At 45.1% G+C, this 16,369-nt stretch carries 15 protein-coding genes; 4 read left to right on the forward strand and 11 right to left on the reverse strand.

Annotated features, from left to right (window positions below):
* Window positions 1-25: 25 nt before the first annotated feature.
* From trmB to A5882_RS02875, 5 genes are all read right to left on the reverse strand, one after another.
* Complete coding sequence (gene trmB / locus A5882_RS02855) at window positions 26-682, reverse strand: tRNA (guanosine(46)-N7)-methyltransferase TrmB (RefSeq protein WP_005233410.1); 657 nt, start codon at window positions 680-682, stop codon at window positions 26-28.
* A 57-nt stretch (window positions 683-739) separates the two neighbouring features.
* Entirely contained in the window at window positions 740-1,519 is a 780-nt protein-coding gene (locus A5882_RS02860) for a phosphotransferase family protein (protein WP_005233409.1), read from the reverse strand.
* 104 nt (window positions 1,520-1,623) lie between these two features.
* On the reverse strand, window positions 1,624-2,835 hold the full coding sequence (locus tag A5882_RS02865; protein ID WP_061053365.1) for an ABC transporter permease: 1,212 nt from the start codon (window positions 2,833-2,835) through the stop codon (window positions 1,624-1,626).
* A complete protein-coding gene (locus A5882_RS02870) occupies window positions 2,832-3,566 on the reverse strand; it encodes an ABC transporter ATP-binding protein (RefSeq protein WP_005233406.1) in 735 nt (244 codons plus the stop codon). Before A5882_RS02870 ends, A5882_RS02865 begins: the two co-directional genes overlap by 4 nt.
* An 84-nt stretch (window positions 3,567-3,650) precedes the next feature.
* A complete protein-coding gene (locus A5882_RS02875; protein WP_005233404.1) occupies window positions 3,651-4,130 on the reverse strand; it encodes a hypothetical protein in 480 nt (159 codons plus the stop codon).
* A gap of 211 nt (window positions 4,131-4,341) precedes the next feature.
* On the opposite strand from A5882_RS02875, the gene A5882_RS02885 reads away from it, so the two are divergent.
* From A5882_RS02885 to A5882_RS02895, 3 genes are all read left to right on the forward strand, one after another.
* Entirely contained in the window at window positions 4,342-4,767 is a 426-nt protein-coding gene (locus tag A5882_RS02885) for an HIT family protein (protein ID WP_005233401.1), read from the forward strand.
* The gene (locus A5882_RS02890; RefSeq protein WP_005227717.1) at window positions 4,768-5,142 is read left to right on the forward strand and encodes a YtxH domain-containing protein; all 375 of its coding nucleotides are present in this window, start codon (window positions 4,768-4,770) and stop codon (window positions 5,140-5,142) included.
* 115 nt (window positions 5,143-5,257) lie between these two features.
* The gene (locus tag A5882_RS02895) at window positions 5,258-6,292 is read left to right on the forward strand and encodes a peptidylprolyl isomerase (protein ID WP_086372395.1); all 1,035 of its coding nucleotides are present in this window, start codon (window positions 5,258-5,260) and stop codon (window positions 6,290-6,292) included.
* A gap of 169 nt (window positions 6,293-6,461) precedes the next feature.
* On the opposite strand, the gene A5882_RS02900 is transcribed toward A5882_RS02895, so the two are convergent.
* The 5 genes from A5882_RS02900 to A5882_RS02920 all read right to left on the reverse strand — a co-directional run bounded on the left by A5882_RS02900 (window position 6,462) and on the right by A5882_RS02920 (window position 14,053).
* A complete protein-coding gene (locus A5882_RS02900; protein ID WP_034872173.1) occupies window positions 6,462-7,406 on the reverse strand; it encodes a 3'-5' exoribonuclease YhaM family protein in 945 nt (314 codons plus the stop codon).
* Window positions 7,407-7,422: 16 nt separating this feature from the next.
* On the reverse strand, window positions 7,423-10,098 hold the full coding sequence (locus tag A5882_RS02905) for an AAA family ATPase (protein ID WP_176461995.1): 2,676 nt from the start codon (window positions 10,096-10,098) through the stop codon (window positions 7,423-7,425).
* The gene (locus A5882_RS02910) at window positions 10,095-11,285 is read right to left on the reverse strand and encodes a DNA repair exonuclease (protein WP_254908457.1); all 1,191 of its coding nucleotides are present in this window, start codon (window positions 11,283-11,285) and stop codon (window positions 10,095-10,097) included. The genes A5882_RS02905 and A5882_RS02910 overlap by 4 nt, the downstream gene beginning before the upstream one ends.
* A gap of 193 nt (window positions 11,286-11,478) precedes the next feature.
* Window positions 11,479-11,820, reverse strand: a complete 342-nt coding sequence (locus A5882_RS02915; protein WP_005227708.1) for a YlbF family regulator — start codon at window positions 11,818-11,820, stop codon at window positions 11,479-11,481.
* Between the two features lie 70 nt (window positions 11,821-11,890).
* Window positions 11,891-14,053: a PBP1A family penicillin-binding protein gene (locus A5882_RS02920; protein WP_008382020.1), complete on the reverse strand. Its 2,163-nt coding sequence runs from the start codon at window positions 14,051-14,053 to the stop codon at window positions 11,891-11,893.
* A 191-nt stretch (window positions 14,054-14,244) separates the two neighbouring features.
* Here A5882_RS02920 and A5882_RS02925 point away from each other — a divergent pair, with 191 nt between their 5' ends.
* Window positions 14,245-15,099: an RluA family pseudouridine synthase gene (locus A5882_RS02925; RefSeq protein ID WP_086372397.1), complete on the forward strand. Its 855-nt coding sequence runs from the start codon at window positions 14,245-14,247 to the stop codon at window positions 15,097-15,099.
* Window positions 15,100-15,195: 96 nt separating this feature from the next.
* On the opposite strand, the gene A5882_RS02930 is transcribed toward A5882_RS02925, so the two are convergent.
* Complete coding sequence (locus A5882_RS02930; RefSeq protein ID WP_016620004.1) at window positions 15,196-16,272, reverse strand: M23 family metallopeptidase; 1,077 nt, start codon at window positions 16,270-16,272, stop codon at window positions 15,196-15,198.
* Between the last annotated feature and the right edge of the window lie 97 nt (window positions 16,273-16,369).

The following is a 16,369-nucleotide window of genomic DNA, read 5'->3' on the forward strand; positions in this document are numbered from 1 at the left end:
ATTTGCTTCATCTTTCATCATTCGTTTATTTCTGTGGTTCTTTTGCCACAAATTGGGCTTCCACCCGATAGATCCGCTGCCCGCGGCTTGAGAATTTTTCTTCATATTCCGTCATGATATTGTTCTCAAAGGAACTGTTATGCAAGTCCAACCAAACTTGTTTGATAATCATGCCGTATTGAGAAAAGCTCGCTAAGGAATACTCAAACAATCCTTGGTTATCCGTTTTGAAATGGATCTCGCCGTTGGGACGTAAAATCTGCTCGTCGACTGCTAAAAAGGCTTTGGAAGTCAAACGGCGCTTCTCATGCTTCTTCTTAGGCCATGGATCAGAAAAATTCAAATAGATCTGGTCTACTTCATTGTCTGCAAAATAGTTGGTCAATGCGGAACCATCGACATGCAGCAGTTGCAAGTTCGGGATCTCCTGCTCGATCATTTTATCTAATGCGATCGAAACGACACTAATCTGCATTTCCACACCAATATAATTGATCTCGGGATGAGCTTTCGCCATTTCCGTAATAAATTGGCCTTTTCCCATTCCAATTTCGATATGCAGCGGGTGATCATTGCCAAAGCGTTCATGCCAACGCCCTTTCCATTCAGTAGGCTCTGCCACGACGTATTCTGGATGAGCGTCAATCAGCTCTTTTGCACCTGCACGTTTTCTTACTCTCATGTTTCTTCCTTTCCGAAAAAACAAGATGGAACCAAATTGCCTCGCTCCATCTTCTCTTCATTCGCTATAAATTCGTTTTAATTGTAAAATCTCTGCATTCATGGCTTTGTAATCGCCTCGCAGATAATATTTTTTGACCTCTTGCAGCATACTCAACAATGCGTACCAATAAATCTTTTCGATCACTTCGCTGCTGCTGTGGATACCATAGCGCACGAGCCAATGAGACCAGCCAGATAATGGCACATAGTGACCTAAAATAGTGCCGATATCGATTGCCGGATCTGCAAACATCACGGAATCCCAATCGACTAAATACAAATAGTTTTGACAAACTAGCCAATTTCGATAATTGACATCGCCATGGACGACCGCGGCTTTCTGCTCGTCAAAAGCTGGAATATTGGTTTTTAAATACTCGGTGACCAAATGAATAAAACGGTTTTGGGCGACCGCAGAAGGCAGCTGATCCTGATAATCCATCAGCATCTGTTCAGGCGATCTGACTTGTCCGCCGATTTTGCTTAGCATCTGTGCCAACGTTTTTGAATGATGCAAGTGATACAACACATCAATGACATCATTTCTTTGGCCGATTTCATCGGGATCTAAGACCCGTCCATCCAGCCATTCTTGTGCGGAGAGCGTATCCCCATTTCCCGTCCGTTTCGTCCAGACGAGTTTGGGTGCAATGCCCTCTTTAGAGAGTGCCGCAAGCATCGGGGTCGTATTTCGTTTGATAAAGACTTTGTCGTTGTCCTTGAGCCCGATATAGGCTTTCCCGGTGTCGCCTTTGATTGGCCGCATACGCCAATCTTGATCCAAGCGAATATCCATCCTAGCTTCTCTCCTTATTTCGCAGTACCTCTTATTCTAGCTTCCTAATGGGTCGCCGTCAAGCGCATATGCGTTCGCTTTTTGCAAGAGAGGCCACTTGTGGATCAGGCGTGCATTTTCTTTAATCGCCCTGGCAAGTAGATGCCTAAAAAAAGACCCGCAAACCCTAAGAAGCCAAGAAACGCGATACCGCCTTGCCAAACAAAAGGCAAGCGCAAGCAACAGATCACACCGAAAAGAACTGCGGTCACCAGTAAGAGTGCCCCAAGAATTTTTTTGATCGCTGCGGCTTTTTGTTTTTCTGGCACGGGATACAGATGTGTCAAAACCATGTATTGAAACTCATTGATCAAAGGAATCAGTTGGAAACCGATCAGATAAAGAAACAAGCAGCCGATCAGCAGACTGATCCAAAGCTCATCGACAAAGAATAAGACGAACCCACCAATCAAAGTCAAACGGACATAAAGCCCGCCATATTGCCCCCCACGGATCACTCGGCGCAAGTAAAGATAGAGGTACGTATTGCTGTGCACTGGTTTGATCTTTGCCAGCAGCCAGTCGAGGTATTTGCGCCGTTTGGCTTCCGTCGTGATTTGGGGAACATCTGTAAATAAGTTGATAAAACGATAGATACGCATTAAGCGCGACTGTTCGGCTTGGATCATATAGTCCCAATCCAAAAGCTGGCTATTGGCTTTCAGTCCAAAGAGGAACCAGATTGCTTGGAGGATGCTGATCCCCAATCCTAGCCAAGGTGCTACATAAATACTGGCAAGTGTGGCAGCAAACGTACTTGCGAACCAGATGCCTCGCTGCTGTTTGACTTGCTGCTGAGTTTCTTGATACAAACGAATCCGTTGTAGTGAAAGATCCCCCAGTTTTAAGAGCCACATCATCCCTAAAAAGTATGGGAATGAGGCAAAGGTGCTGTTTGCTGTGACCACGACCAAAGGCATCGTTGCCCCTACGGCTAAAAATAAAACCCCAAAGGGCAGCCAGAGGGAATAACGTAACGCTTGGCTGAGATAACTTGTCATTTGTCCTTCTTTGGCTAACAGAAAAATCAAATCTGCCGGTTTCGTCAGTGTCGCTAAGCGTCCCAGCGGTAAAACAAAGAGCCAAACAGCGACCACGATGATGCCGCCTAATGGAAACGGCCGCGGCAATGTTTTTAGCAATTCAGAATAATAGAGCCCCAGACCTCCGACTAAGAAGGTGCTGATCAAAGCAAAATGATCATTGAAGACATAGCGCAAATAGCGTGTCATCTGTTTTTGATGCCGCTGTAAGCGTTGCGAGAAAAACTGCTTCATGCTTGACTCTCCTTTGTCAGTGCGAGGTACAGATCATCAAGGGAGGCTTCTGGTGCTTGAAATTGGCTTCTTAGTTCCGCCAATGTCCCTTGTGCGCGGATCTCACCGTTATGCAAGAGGATGAATTTGTCACAATACTTCTCTGCGGTTGCTAAAATGTGGGTGGACATCAAAATAGATGCCCCGGTTTGTTTCATCTCATTCATCAGTTCCAATAACGCATTGATCGCTAAAGGATCTAATCCTAGAAAGGGTTCATCAATGATGTAGACACTCGGCTCAATCAAAAAGGCACACAGTACCATGACTTTTTGTTTCATCCCTTTTGAAAAGTTTGCCGGGAACCAATCGAGTTTGTTTTCTAAGCGAAAGGTTTTTAGCAGGCGTTCTGCTCGCTTCATGGCTTCTTCTTGTGGAAGATCGTAGGCCATCGCCGTCACTTCAATGTGCTCTCTTAAGGTCAATTCTTCATATAAAGAAGGGGTTTCGGGGATATACCCGATTTGTTTGCGGTATTGCTCTGGGTTTTCTTTAAGGGTCAAGCCGTCAATCGTGATGGTGCCGCTGTGAGGTTGCAGTAAACCGATGATTTCTTTGATCGTCGTACTCTTCCCTGCCCCGTTCAAGCCGATCAAGCCAACGAGCTCCCCATCGCCGATCGTAAAATCAATATTTTTTAAGACTGGCAGCTGATTATAGCCGCCTGTCACGTTTGCTACTTGTAAAGTCATTTTTTCCCTCCGATTCGCCTGATTATGGCTCTTTGTCAACGTAGGCTCTTTTTGTTCAATTCAGTCAGCTGGCAAAACAGTTGTTTATTTTTCTTTATTCGTGACTTGCAGGATAAATTCATTTTCTCCCACTGTAATGATTTCTTGCGCTAGTTCTTGGCTGCCAAAGCGCTCTTGCCACGTTTGTGCTTCGCTGGCTGGAAAAACGACCATTTGGATCGCACCAGCGGCAAGACGGGTGGTAAAGGCTTGGACAGCGGCTGGTTCGGCATAAGAAACCAGGCTGATCCTCAGCTCTTCTTTTTGATACCCTTGGTCTATTGCCCATGCTTCAACGGCTGCTTCCAATTCACTTTGCACCGCAGGGTCCATTGCTGTTTCAGTGACAATGGCGGCATTGACTACTTCTTCTTGCGGACGTGTCAGAGAATAAGTGATTGAACCAGCAAACACCACAAACAGCGTGATCGCGATCAACCACTCTTTATAGGCATAGGCTAAGTAGCGAAGCTTCGCTGAAGTCGTTGTTTTTTTCTGTAAGGTTTCTTTAATGATCGGTTTCATAGGTTCCTTCTTTCCAAATGATTTCTGATATTAAGTCTAGGGTTGTTGGAATCTAAATGCAAGCGTTTCTCGCTCGCTTTTCGCATTTCTTTAAAAAAGCGCCTTTGTTGAAGGAACAGTTGCCTTGTTGCGACTTTTTCAAAGAGGAAACCAGACGAAAAAAAGCAAAATATGGTAAAGTAGAGGTAATAGATCAAGGAGGTTTTTTACAATGGAAAATTGTATTTTTTGTAAAATCAATAATCGTGAGATTCCTAGCTACAAAGTCTACGAGGATGAGCAAGTCTATGCCTTTTTAGATATTTCCCAAGTCACCCCTGGTCATACATTGGTCATTCCCAAAACGCATGTGACGGATATTTTCGAGTACGATGAAACGTTGGCAGCAGCGGTTTTTGCCCGTATCCCTAAGATTGCTCGGGCGATCGAAAAAGCATTCCCTGAGATCGAAGGCTTAAATATCATCAACAACAATAAAGAATTGGCGTACCAATCCGTCTTCCATTCCCATGTCCATTTGATTCCTCGCTACAGCAAAGACGATGATTTCAAGATCCATTTTGGCAATCATGCAGAGAATTACACGGGGGAAGAGCTGGCGGCAATCGCCGAAAAAATTGGAAAGCAGGTGAACTAAATGATCGGTAATTTTCTTAAAGGACTTTTGTTCGGTTCCATCGCCGGCGGTTTAGGCGGTTTGCTTTTTGCACCAAAAAGCGGCAATGAAACCCGTGAAGAATTGATTCGCTATTTAGATGACACGACAGAAGCGACCTTAGAATTCAATGACAGTGTCAAACAGCTCAAAGATGCTGTGATGGTAACCCGCAAAACGATCGACGAAACGATCCCAGTTGTGACCGAATCTTTCACGAAAGATTTGGAAGCCTTCAAATTCCAAGCACAACCGCGCCTTGCTCGGATAAAAACCCAAATGGAACAATTGAATCAGCACATCACGACGATTCAAGCCCAAAGCGCCGAGGATGACAAACAAATCGAAAATTTGTAGTTTTTATGAATTTTGTTTGAAACATCCGCTGTTTTCTTTCCAACCATTTCTAGAAGTGGTATAGTAGGTGCAGTGATTATTATGAATCTTTTTAGAATTAGGAGTGCTTAAACGAATGAAGAAAAAATTAATTTTAGTAGCAGTCAGTGCAATGAGTCTTTTTGCATTAGCGGCTTGTGGTAACTCAAGTGAGGAAATCGCAACAATGAAGGGCGGTAAAATCACTGTTCAAGATTTTTATGACCAAGCAAAAACAAGTTCAGAAAATCAACAAGCGTTGCGTCAAATGATCGTCTTAAAAGTGTTTGATGAAAAATACGGTGATGACGTAACAGAAGAAATGATCGACGAACAATTCAATAATGTGGCTGAACAATATGGCGGCAGTGATTCCTTTGAATCAACATTGACTGCCTCTGGTTATACGGTGAAATCTTACCGTGCAGAATTGAAACAACAACTTGCGTTACGTGAAGGCTTAAAAGCCAACATGGATATCACTGATGAAGACATGAAAACTGCTTGGGATTCTTTCCACCCTGAAGTAGAAGCACAAATCATCAAAGTAGCAAGTGAAGATGATGCCAAAGACGTCTTAGAAGAAGCGAAAAAAGATGATGCAGACTTTGACGAAATCGCTAAAGAAAAATCAACGGATGCGGCAACAAAAGAAGATGGCGGAACGATCAAATTCGATTCTACTTCATCAGCTGTACCAAGTGAAGTAAAAACAGCCGCTTTTGATTTAAAAGATGGTGAAATCTCTGAAGTGATCTCTGCAACCAACACGTCAACTTACACGACGGAATACTATATCGTGAAAATGGTGAAAAACCAAGACAAAGGCAATGATATGGATAAATACAAAGATGAATTGACTGAAATTGCTCAAAACACTTTGTTGAATGATTCAACCTTTATGGCAGCAACGATCGGTCAAGAATTGCAAGCAGCTAATGTGAAAATGAAAGACTCTGACTTAGCAGACTTGCTTTCTGATTACATCACAGCGGCCGAAACAGAAGATTCAACTGCTGACTCTTCTGCTACCGATGCAACGGACAGCTCAGCGGCAGATTCTTCTGCTACTGATGCAACCGATGATTCTACTGCAACGAGTGAGAGTGCTACAGATTCTTCTGCTGAATAAACGAAAAAAGAAGTGCCGTCGTAGCGGCGCTTCTTTTTTTATGCTAATTAGGTTAATATTGCCGATTCAGCTACTTTTTCCAACATCTGAAAAACCACGCTAAGCAAGCCTAGCGTGGTTTTTGTTCTTTCCGTCATTCACTTTGGTTGATCGTGCTACAAGGTCACCGCTACACTTCTTTCGGTACATAAAAACTCCGATTGTCCATGCCAAAAATTCGGTCTGTGTATTGACCAGGTTCCGTTAAACGAATCGACGTCAGCATCATTTGCATGGAAGCATCCAAATTATCGATTTGATGGAGGATCTCCGCTTCCATTATGCGGGGGCGAACAGGTGACCCATATTCTAATAAGCCATGGTGGGCTAAAACCATATGCCGCAAAACAACGATATCTTCTTCTTTGTCATCAAATTTCAAAGCCATACAGGCTTGCGTGATTTCTTCATCCACTAAGACCAAATGCCCTACTAGATTCCCCGCCAAGGTATACTCTGTCGTCATCGGACCTGTCAACTCGATCACTTTTCCTAAATCATGCAAAATGATACCCGCATACAGTAGTGAAGCATTCAATTCAGGGTACTCTTTGACGATTGCTTTTCCTAACCGCAGCATAGTGGTCGTATGATACGCCAATCCACTGGCGAAGGCATGGTGATTGCGCTTCGCAGCTGGAAAGTCAAAGAATTCCTTTTTATACTTGTTCAGTAAGAAACGGACGATTCGATTCCAGTGAGGATTCGTGATCTCAAACAAGGTTTGACTGATTTCTTCTTCCATCTCTTCTTTTCGCAAGGGTGCTTTTTCCATGTATTGGCTTGGTTCATGGGGCTCTTCCGGTTTCGCTAAACGCAAATGCATGATTTTGACTTGCGGATTGCCTTGGTAGACCTCCCGTTTTCCATCTAGCAGTACTACTTTCCCGGGTTCAAAACGGGCGATTTCTTCATCTGATGCATCCCAGAACTTTCCGTCGATCGTGCCGGATGTATCTTGAAAGGTGAAGGCAATAAATTTTTTGCCGTTTTTCGCGATCCGCACATCGGCATTCTTGATCAGCAAGAAAAGTTGAAACGTTTCATCAACAGTTAATTCACGAATTTTTTTCATGGGCTTATTTGGCCGATCAGCCAAATCTTTCACTTCCTTTACTCAGATCCTGGATAGGCTGCTGGTACTTCTGATAATAGCTTACCATTTCTTGGTCAGAAGACAAACAAATTACTTGATAACTTTGCCCAAACTCTTTTAACAGTGCGGCAAACCGTTCCTTACGAACACTATCATAATGCAGCCAACCATCATCAATAATGATTGGACACAATGGGTGATTTTTTTGCAGTGCTAGATAACCGAAGCGTAACGCCATGATTAACTGATCCTTCGTGCCTGTGGACAGGTCGATGATCGAAAACGTCTCGCTGGCATTTGCCGCTACCAACAAGCCATTTTCCAAAAGAATCTTTTGATAACGTCCGTTTGATAGCTGTTCAAAATAGGTTGAAGCAGCCGACAATAGCTGCGGCAATTGCTGTTCTGACAACTCGGTCGTGACATCCGTTAAAATCGAAGCCGCCAACTGACGACTCCCCCATGCCACAGCAAGTTCTTCAATGACCGCCTTTAGCTCACTTTCTTCTTGATAAAGCTGATTCAAGGTGCCATTTTTTTGACTAGCTGCTGCTTCTAATTCCAAACGCTGTTTTTGCTCCGTCAACTGCTGTATTTGTGCCTGAAGCTGTGTTTGCTGCTGCTTGATCTGGTCTTTTTGCTGCAGCAATTCTGCTTGTGTCACTGGTTTAGGATAAATCGGTGTTAACATCACCGCCAATTCTTCTGATCGCTGCTGCGTGCGTTGCGCCGCTTCCCATTGCTTCAACCAGAGGCTGATTTCTGCAGGGTGATCTAAGCCTTGTTGCTGCAAGAGATCACTGGCCTGGGAAAGCAGCTGGTCGCGTTCATTGCGGGTGCGGGTCAATTGTTGGGCCAGCAGCGTGCTAGGTTGTTGCAGTCGTGAAAGCTTGATTGTTTGCATCTCTTCATTAAACCTCTGCAAGATCGCTGCTTTTTCTAACAAGGTTTTGTTTTGCAACGGCAGCCACTCAGCATAAGGTCGGAACTGCTCGTCAAAGGGGGCCAGTTCTTCTGCGACGGCTTGCCGTTCTTGATAGGCTTGTTTGCGCTGCTGTGAGTAGGCTTGATAGCTAGCAACATCTTCATCATAGGCTAATAAATACGACTGCCAGCTTTCCACCGGCAAATCACCAAAAAAGGGGGCTAAGGCTTGGTGAGCACGATCGATCTGCTGCTGCTTTTGCTGCTGTTCATTTCCCAGCTGCGCCAACTCTTCTCCCAGCAGATCCAGCTGCATGAGAACCGTCTGCCATTCCTGTTTGATGCCTTGCTGTTTGTTTGGCGCTGCTTTCATCAACGGCAAAACACTGCCAATGATCGCTGCGATCCCTACACCTAGAGCAAGCCAGCGCCACGGACTCGGCAAAAAGATACCGATCACTACTAGCAGCCCACCGACGATCCCTAGCGGCCATAGCGGGCGAGAAACCGGCTTGCGGCCAATCAATTGAGGATGCTGCTGTTCTAAGCGAGCTGCGGTGGCTTGCAAAGGCTGCGCTTTTTCTTCTAAACGCATCATGCGCTTTTCGAGCTCTTCTAACTGCACACGTTCTTGTAGTAAACGTGTGGTTTGTTCATGGATCGAAGCCGTTACTAGCGGCGGCGATTCTCTGCTCCATTGGCGCTTTTCGATCAAGCGATTCAGCTCCGTGATGGCGACGGCTTCTTGTTGATTGGCCGCTGCTTCACGATCTGCCAAACGCACCATCGTCACTTGCTGCTGCAGCAAGTGATTGATTTGGTGCTCGTGATCAAGGTAAAAGAAATACTTATCTGATTCTTTTCCTTGCTCCAACTGATCTAATTCAGCTTCTTTTTTGCGAATTTCTTCCGTCAGCTGCTGATACTGCTGATAAAACTGTTTGATGGCTTGGACTTGCTGAGGATCGGCTAACGTATCTGCTGGTGCCATTTGCTGCCACTCTTCATAAAGACCCCAATGACTCAGCTGCTGCTGATTTTCCTGATAGGCTTCATTCAATGCTTGAAACTGGTGTCGCAAGTCTTGGATCTGTTCTTGCAACTGGGCGATCTGCTGATACTGCTGTTGGATGCGGCTTTCTTCGCTTTCTTTTTCCGCAATCGTTTTTTGCAGTTTTTCTAATTGTTTTAACGCCTGATTCAAAGGCAGCTTTTGCCCCCGTGGCTTGTATTGCTGCTGATTGATGGTTTCATATTGTGCCACTTGCTGCAGCATTTTTTGACTGCCGCTGATTCCCAGAGAAATCAACGCTTGGTGCAGCTCATTTTCTTCTAGCTTATCGATCTGGGTCAATTGCTCTTGCTGAAAGGTAAAGACATCGAAGAACAATGCTCGATTGAGGGGCTGCAGGTGTTGTGCCAGCCATTGCTCATCGACCGTCTGACCAGCGACATGGACTTTGGCACGACCGCGGTCTACATGCCGATAGCGTTCCACGATCACTTCGCCGAAGGGTTCCAGCGCCAACCATAACTTGCCACCGTAAGCTGCACCGTTTTTGGGGGTATAGTCTTTTTTCTTGGCTGTCTTTTTCGGAAAGCCAAATAAGATGGCGGCAATAAATTGATACAACGTCGATTTTCCGATCTCGTTGTGCCCAAAGAGCAGCTGATTTTGCGGATGAAAGGCAAAGCTTTGTTCATGGTATTTCCCAAAACCGGTAATCTCTGCTTTTAAAATTCTCATGACTGCTCCTCCCATTGAAAGTCGTCTTTCAACAATTGCTTGGCTTGCTGCAAGACTTCTTCTTGAAATGATTCATGGGTGATCCCCCGCTGGATCAGCGGATGCTGCAATAGATCGGACAGTCGGTCCGCAAAGATCTCTGGTGACTCATACATCGCTAAAAACTGCAGCATATAGTCTTGTGGTACCGCCAATGCGATCTTGTCTTCATTGGCTTGCTCGACTTCAAGGGCATAGATTACTTGCAGCGGCTCTGTTTGTGCCAACCGTTCATTGAGGTAGGTCAGCCATTCATTTTTTTCCGCAGTTGGAAACCAATCTGGCGGCAGCTGCTGCACATCGGTCAACACCAGATGCAGCAAGCGCGAACGAGGACTTTTTAAGCGCTCGATGATCGCTGGCAATACGGCATTCGAGGCGGTCACATCCGCTAAGGAGACCACTTGCTTTTGCCAAGCGATTTCCGCGATCTCCAAGCGCTCGATTGTTGGTCCTTGTGGCGATAATTCTGCCAAAATCACCCCAGTCGCCTGCTCTTTCTTGGTCTTTCCTTGAGGCGTACCGGGATAGAGGATCGGTGGTTGCTCTGAGAGCGTCTTAGGTACATGGATGTGCCCCAAGCCCCAATAATCATAGCCTTTTTGCTTCATTTCACTGATTGAAAAGGGGGCATACCGTTCACCGGCTTGATCCCCGTGGTAAAGCCCAATATGGTAATCCACCGCTGCTCTTGCGGGAAATTCTGTTACTTTATTTTCAGCGATCCAAGGATGTTGGTAGCTAAATCCACTGATTGCATAGGTTTCACCGTTTTTCGTTGTTCCTTGTACCGTTTGAACTTCTTCCGATGAAAAGAGAATGACGTTTTCTGGAAAAGCAAACCAATACCGTTGCGGATCATAATAATCATGGTTGCCGAAAATCATATAGACTGGGATCTCTGCTTCTCCCAGTCGTTGCAGTTGGGCAAAAAAGTCATGCTGCACTTTTAGACTCGGCCGTGCTTGATGGAATGTATCCCCAGCCAGCAAAACAAAATCGACCGCTTTTTCTAAAGCAACATCCACCAAATTACGCATGATTTTTTGATTGATAGCAGGGAGTTGGGTCTTCACTTTTTCAGATAACAGATGGACCCCTTCAAATGACCGGTCGATATGCAGGTCTGCACTATGTAAAAATCGCATTTCTTTCTCCCTCCTTAATGCTTCTATCATAACATTTATCAGTCATTTCGTCAGCAAAATACGAAAATTTGTTCGCCTTTTTCATAAAAAAAACCAAAGAAGCGCTTTTGAAACTTCTTTGGAAACGACTCTTGCAGTTGCAGCCGGTTTCTCTGAAGTTTCACTTGCTTCTTTGGTCTTTGTTTGTTGGCGATTACGCTTCGTATAGATCTCTTACAGGACCCATGATGATGCGGTTCAAGTCATTGGCCACTAAACTGAAGGCTTGCTCTTTTTGCATCAAGTCAGAAACGATGCCGTCTTGTTGAATTTTTTGCGATAATTCTTGGGCTTTTTGCGCTTCTTCTTCCGTCATTTCTTCGCCAGCCATCATTTTTTGTTGCAGGCTTTGTTGCAACTCTTGAAACTCTTTGAATAACGCGTACGCTTCTTCATTTGCTTTCAAACGGTCGAAAGAACCTTTCAGATCTTGAAATTGTTCTGACTCCCGTAATTCACGTTCTAATTGGTTTGCTGTATCATAAATATTTGCCATTTTGACGCCTCCTCTTTTTTTCTAGTATACCATTCTTCTCAGGTTCTAGACTAGCAGTTGCCTAATTCCTTTAATTTCCACTAATGGAATTCCACAAGCCGCCAAACAATTCTTTCGTTCCTTCTTTGATCTTGCTGCCGAATTCCTTCATACCTTCTTTGGCGCTTTCGGCAAAGTCATCGATGGTTTGTTGCCAATCATTGCTATTTTGTGACGTACTGCTATCAGGATCTGGTACCTCATCGGCTGCCATTAATTTTCCGCCTGTCCAATAAGCGTCTGCAACTTGGAATTGGGTGCCTTGACTATAAGGCAGTAAGCTTTCGGCCTCTGCTTTAAATATTTTCCCAACAACTTGTCCGCTAGTTCCCGTTAAGTAATGATCTTCACTCACATGTTCAAATCCTAGCCAGGTTGACAGAACCATATCAGGAGTATAGCCGACGATCCATTGGTCATTGACCTTAGAAGCATCAAAGTTGGTCTCTGTCGTACCCGTCTTACCGGCGATCGTAAAGCCGTACGGACTAGCACTAACCCCCGTCCCGTTAGAGAAGGTTCCTAGCATCATGCTCGTCATTTTATCAGCGGTCTCTTTAGAAATCACGCGTTTGCCTTGCACAGACGTATTGTCAACGATCACGGCACCAGTTGAATCAACTATTTTGGTGATCAAATGCGGTTTGTAGTAATACCCGCCATTAGCGAAAACGCCATACGCTGCTGCCATCGTCATTGGAGATTCCCCTTTTTCCAAACCACCTAATGCTAAGCCATAATATTTGTCGGATTCGGTCAAGGAAAGACCGAATTCTTGTGCTTTGCTATACCCGCGATCTAAGCCGATCTCATGCAGCAGCCAAACTGCTGGCAGATTCAAACTTTGGGCGAGGGCTTGGTACATGACTGCTTCGCCAGCATAGGTCCCGTCAAAGTTTTGAGCATCATAAAAATCAAGGGGCTCGTCTTTCAGGACACTGTCCGGTTCAAACCCAGCTTCTAGGGCAGGGGCGAAGACGCTGATCGGTTTGATCGTGGAACCTGGTGAACGTTTCATTTGCGTGGCAAAATTAAATCCTCTAAAGACGTGCTCACCACGACGACCCACCACCGCTTGCACCCCACCGGTATTCGGATCAAGTGCAACAGAGCCAGATTGCACCATCGTGCCATCAGCGGCATTTTCAGGGAACAAGGCATCGTTTTTATAGGCAGCTTCCATTTGTGCTTGGTAGTTTTGATCCAGGGCTGTATAGATCTTGTAGCCGCGATTCATGACATCATCGGCGTCCAACCCATAGGATTCGGCTTCGTCGATGACCGCATCGAAATAATAAGGATACTTATAGCCAGATTCTGAATTGCCAAATCCATCATAAAGTAAATTGGCTAAGGCAACTTGTGATTCTTGGTCAGCAACGGACTGGTCCAACTTGCCGTTATCCACCATCAAACTCAAAACAGTGTCGCGACGGTTCGTGGCGTTTTCCAGATTGTCGATCGGGTTATAGATCGAAGGACCTTTGAGCATCCCCACCAACGTCGCAGCTTCTCCCACGCTTAGTTCAGAAGCATTGACACCGAAATATTTTAGCGAGGCATCTTGAATGCCCCAAACCCCGTTACCGAAATAGGAACTGTTCAAATACATTTCTAAAATCTCATCTTTAGAATATTTCTTCTCGATCTCGATCGCTAAGAAAAGCTCCTTGGCTTTTCGACTAAAGGTTTGATCCAAGGACAGATAGGCATTTTTAGCAAGCTGCTGGGTGATGGTACTTCCCCCACCGCCTTCGGCACTGCGGTTGACCAGCATACGTAGGGCTGCCCGAGCGATCCCTTTGATATCAAACCCGTGGTGATTATAGAAGTTGCGGTCTTCAGTTGAGATCAAGGCGTTGACCACATCACTGGAGATGGCATCAAGAGAAACGTACGTGCCTTTTTGCGAGTACAACTGCCCTGCTTCATCACCATTGGCATCAAAAATCACCGTCGATTCTTTCAGACCTGACTCTAATTCACTGACTTTCGTATTTTTGGCGATATAAAATAAATACCCGCTCATGATTAAGATAGCAACTAAACTAAGTAAAATAAAAATTTTATTTACGTGGTATTTTTTCCAAACCCGCTTGCGCCATTGATGAAATTGCTGTAAATACGGTTTTAACCAGCGCCAAAAGGTCAGCCAACCGGTCTTTATTTTGTGAAGGATGTGTTTCCAATCCATTACTTCACGCTCCTTTGGTTAAGTGTAGCATAAATGACTTTCTTTGTTATACGGCTCTAGACGTAATTTCATTCGAAAAGAATGCTTTATTATTCTAGCATTGAATACTCTGTTTTTTATTGTTTTTTTTATAAGAAAAGCTTAAAGATGCTATAATAGTCGGTAGCGAATAGCAAAGAAAGGACGTTATTATGGAATACACCATGACTTTACCCGAAAATCACCCGCACATGCCGCTTCGCGATTTGTTGGAACAGGAGTGGCTTGTTCCACGAAAAGTGCGCCATTTTCTGCGCACACGGAAAAATGTGGCCGTCAATCAGCAGCCCGCGATGTTTCATCAAGAAGTTCGTGGCGGCGATCAAATCACTTTGATCATTGAAGACAGTGATTACAGCTACCAGCCGATCCAGTTAGGCCAAGCGGACAAAGTCGACGTACTTTTTGAAGATGAACACTTATTGGTGCTGAACAAGCCTGCCGGGGTCAAGACGCACCCAAATCAGCCATTAGAAGCAGATACTCTGTTGAATGATGCAGCTGCTTACCTTGCGCCGAAACAGCAGCAGCCTTATGTGGTCCATCGTCTAGACAAAGAAACCAGCGGTGTGGTTTTATTTGCAAAAAATCCTTTGGTGTTGCCGATCTTGGGCCGAATGCTGGAAAACAAACAGATTTTCCGTCGCTATCAAGCCACTGTTTTGGGGAAACTTACGCAAGATCAAACGATCGCCAAAAAAATCGGTCGTGACCGTCACGATCGTCGCAAGCGGATCATTGACTCCCGCAACGGTCAGTCAGCCGTCACCCATGTAACCATCGCCCACGCCCAACAAAAGACAACCAATGTGTATTGTGTGTTAGAAACTGGTAGGACCCACCAAATTCGCGTCCACCTTGCCAGCATCGGTCATCCAGTCGTTGGCGACCCGCTTTACCAAAACAAACCAGCGCCACGTTTGCTGCTGCATGGCTACGAATTGCATCTAGAGCATCCTTTTACCAAAGAACAGTTAGTGATCATCGCTCAACCGGGCTTGTGGTAAGCAACCAAAAAGCATGACGACTTGAGGAATCCCTCTTGTCAGTCATGCTTTTTGGTTTCAGATGATTTTCTCCATGCTTCTACTTGGTATTTTGGTTTATAGCGGTAAGTAAGCTGCTGGATCAACGAAATCTGACCACAACGTCTTACTCAGTCCAAAGTGCAGATGGACGCCTGTCGAATTTCCAGTCGTCCCCATCGTACCGACTTGGTCGCCGACTGCAACGGTCGCCCCCTTTGAGACACTGACAGCTGTTAAATGAAAATAATACGAGTAAAAGCCATTATCGTGAGCCAAAATCACGTAATTTCCAGTGCTTGGGCCATAGCCAGCATCTTCTACCTGTCCATCACGAGCGGCGACGATCTTCTCCCCCGCTTGACCTGTGAAGTCGATCCCGTCATGCTGCGTCCCTGAAAAACCAGTCGGGTCTGCTCGAGTACCAAAACCGCTGGAGATCGACACGGAGCCAGTGATTGGCAGTGAAAATTCACTGGCTGCCGCTTTCTCCGCTGCTTCTTTGGCTTTTTGTTTCGCTTCTTCAGCTGCTTTTGCTTCTTGCTCCACTTTTTCTTGTAGGTCTTGCACTTGGGCTTGCGTCTGCTGCAGCTGCTCTTGTTGGGACTGCAATTCTTTTTTGGCTGTTGCTAATTGTTCTTCGCTATGTACTAATTGGGCTTGCGTCAAGGTTTGGTACGAAGTGATTCGTTGTTGTTCGGCTTCTTTTTCCGCCAATTGTTGGTTCACTTCCCGTAAAGCCGCTTGTTGTTCACTAAACTTGCGTAGTTGCTGGATCGTGGCTTGCGGTCCATCGACTACCAGACTGCTTTGCGCTTGGCTTCCTTGGTGCTGGGCTTTTTGATCATTCAGTGCAGTGATCTGCGTTTGAACTTCCTTGCTTTCTTCTGCCAATTGGCTTAATTCTTCCTGATAATCCGCTAATTGACTTTCCAACGCTGTGACTTTCTGTTGGCTGGTGGTGACTTCGTCTTCATAAGAGGCTAGTTCTGTGGTCAAAACCGTCAGTTCCTCGCTGCTCTTGGTTTCAGCAGCATAACTGATAGCTGGCTGGAAAAGCGGCAACGTAAGGGCGAGCAATAAAAAAATCTTTTTCTTCAATGAGGTAACTCCTTCTTTTTTTAGTAGCTTGGCTACTTTAACATGCTTATTCATGAAAAAAAAGAGGGTTTTTCCAACAGTTTAAAGTCTATTGTTGCAAACTTTCATGTAAATCACCTATAAAACGGGCTTTTTTTACAAATATTGCAGC

The sequence above is a fragment of the Enterococcus sp. 4E1_DIV0656 genome, assembly GCF_002140695.1.
GTDB lineage: Bacteria > Bacillota > Bacilli > Lactobacillales > Enterococcaceae > Enterococcus_D > Enterococcus_D entomosocium.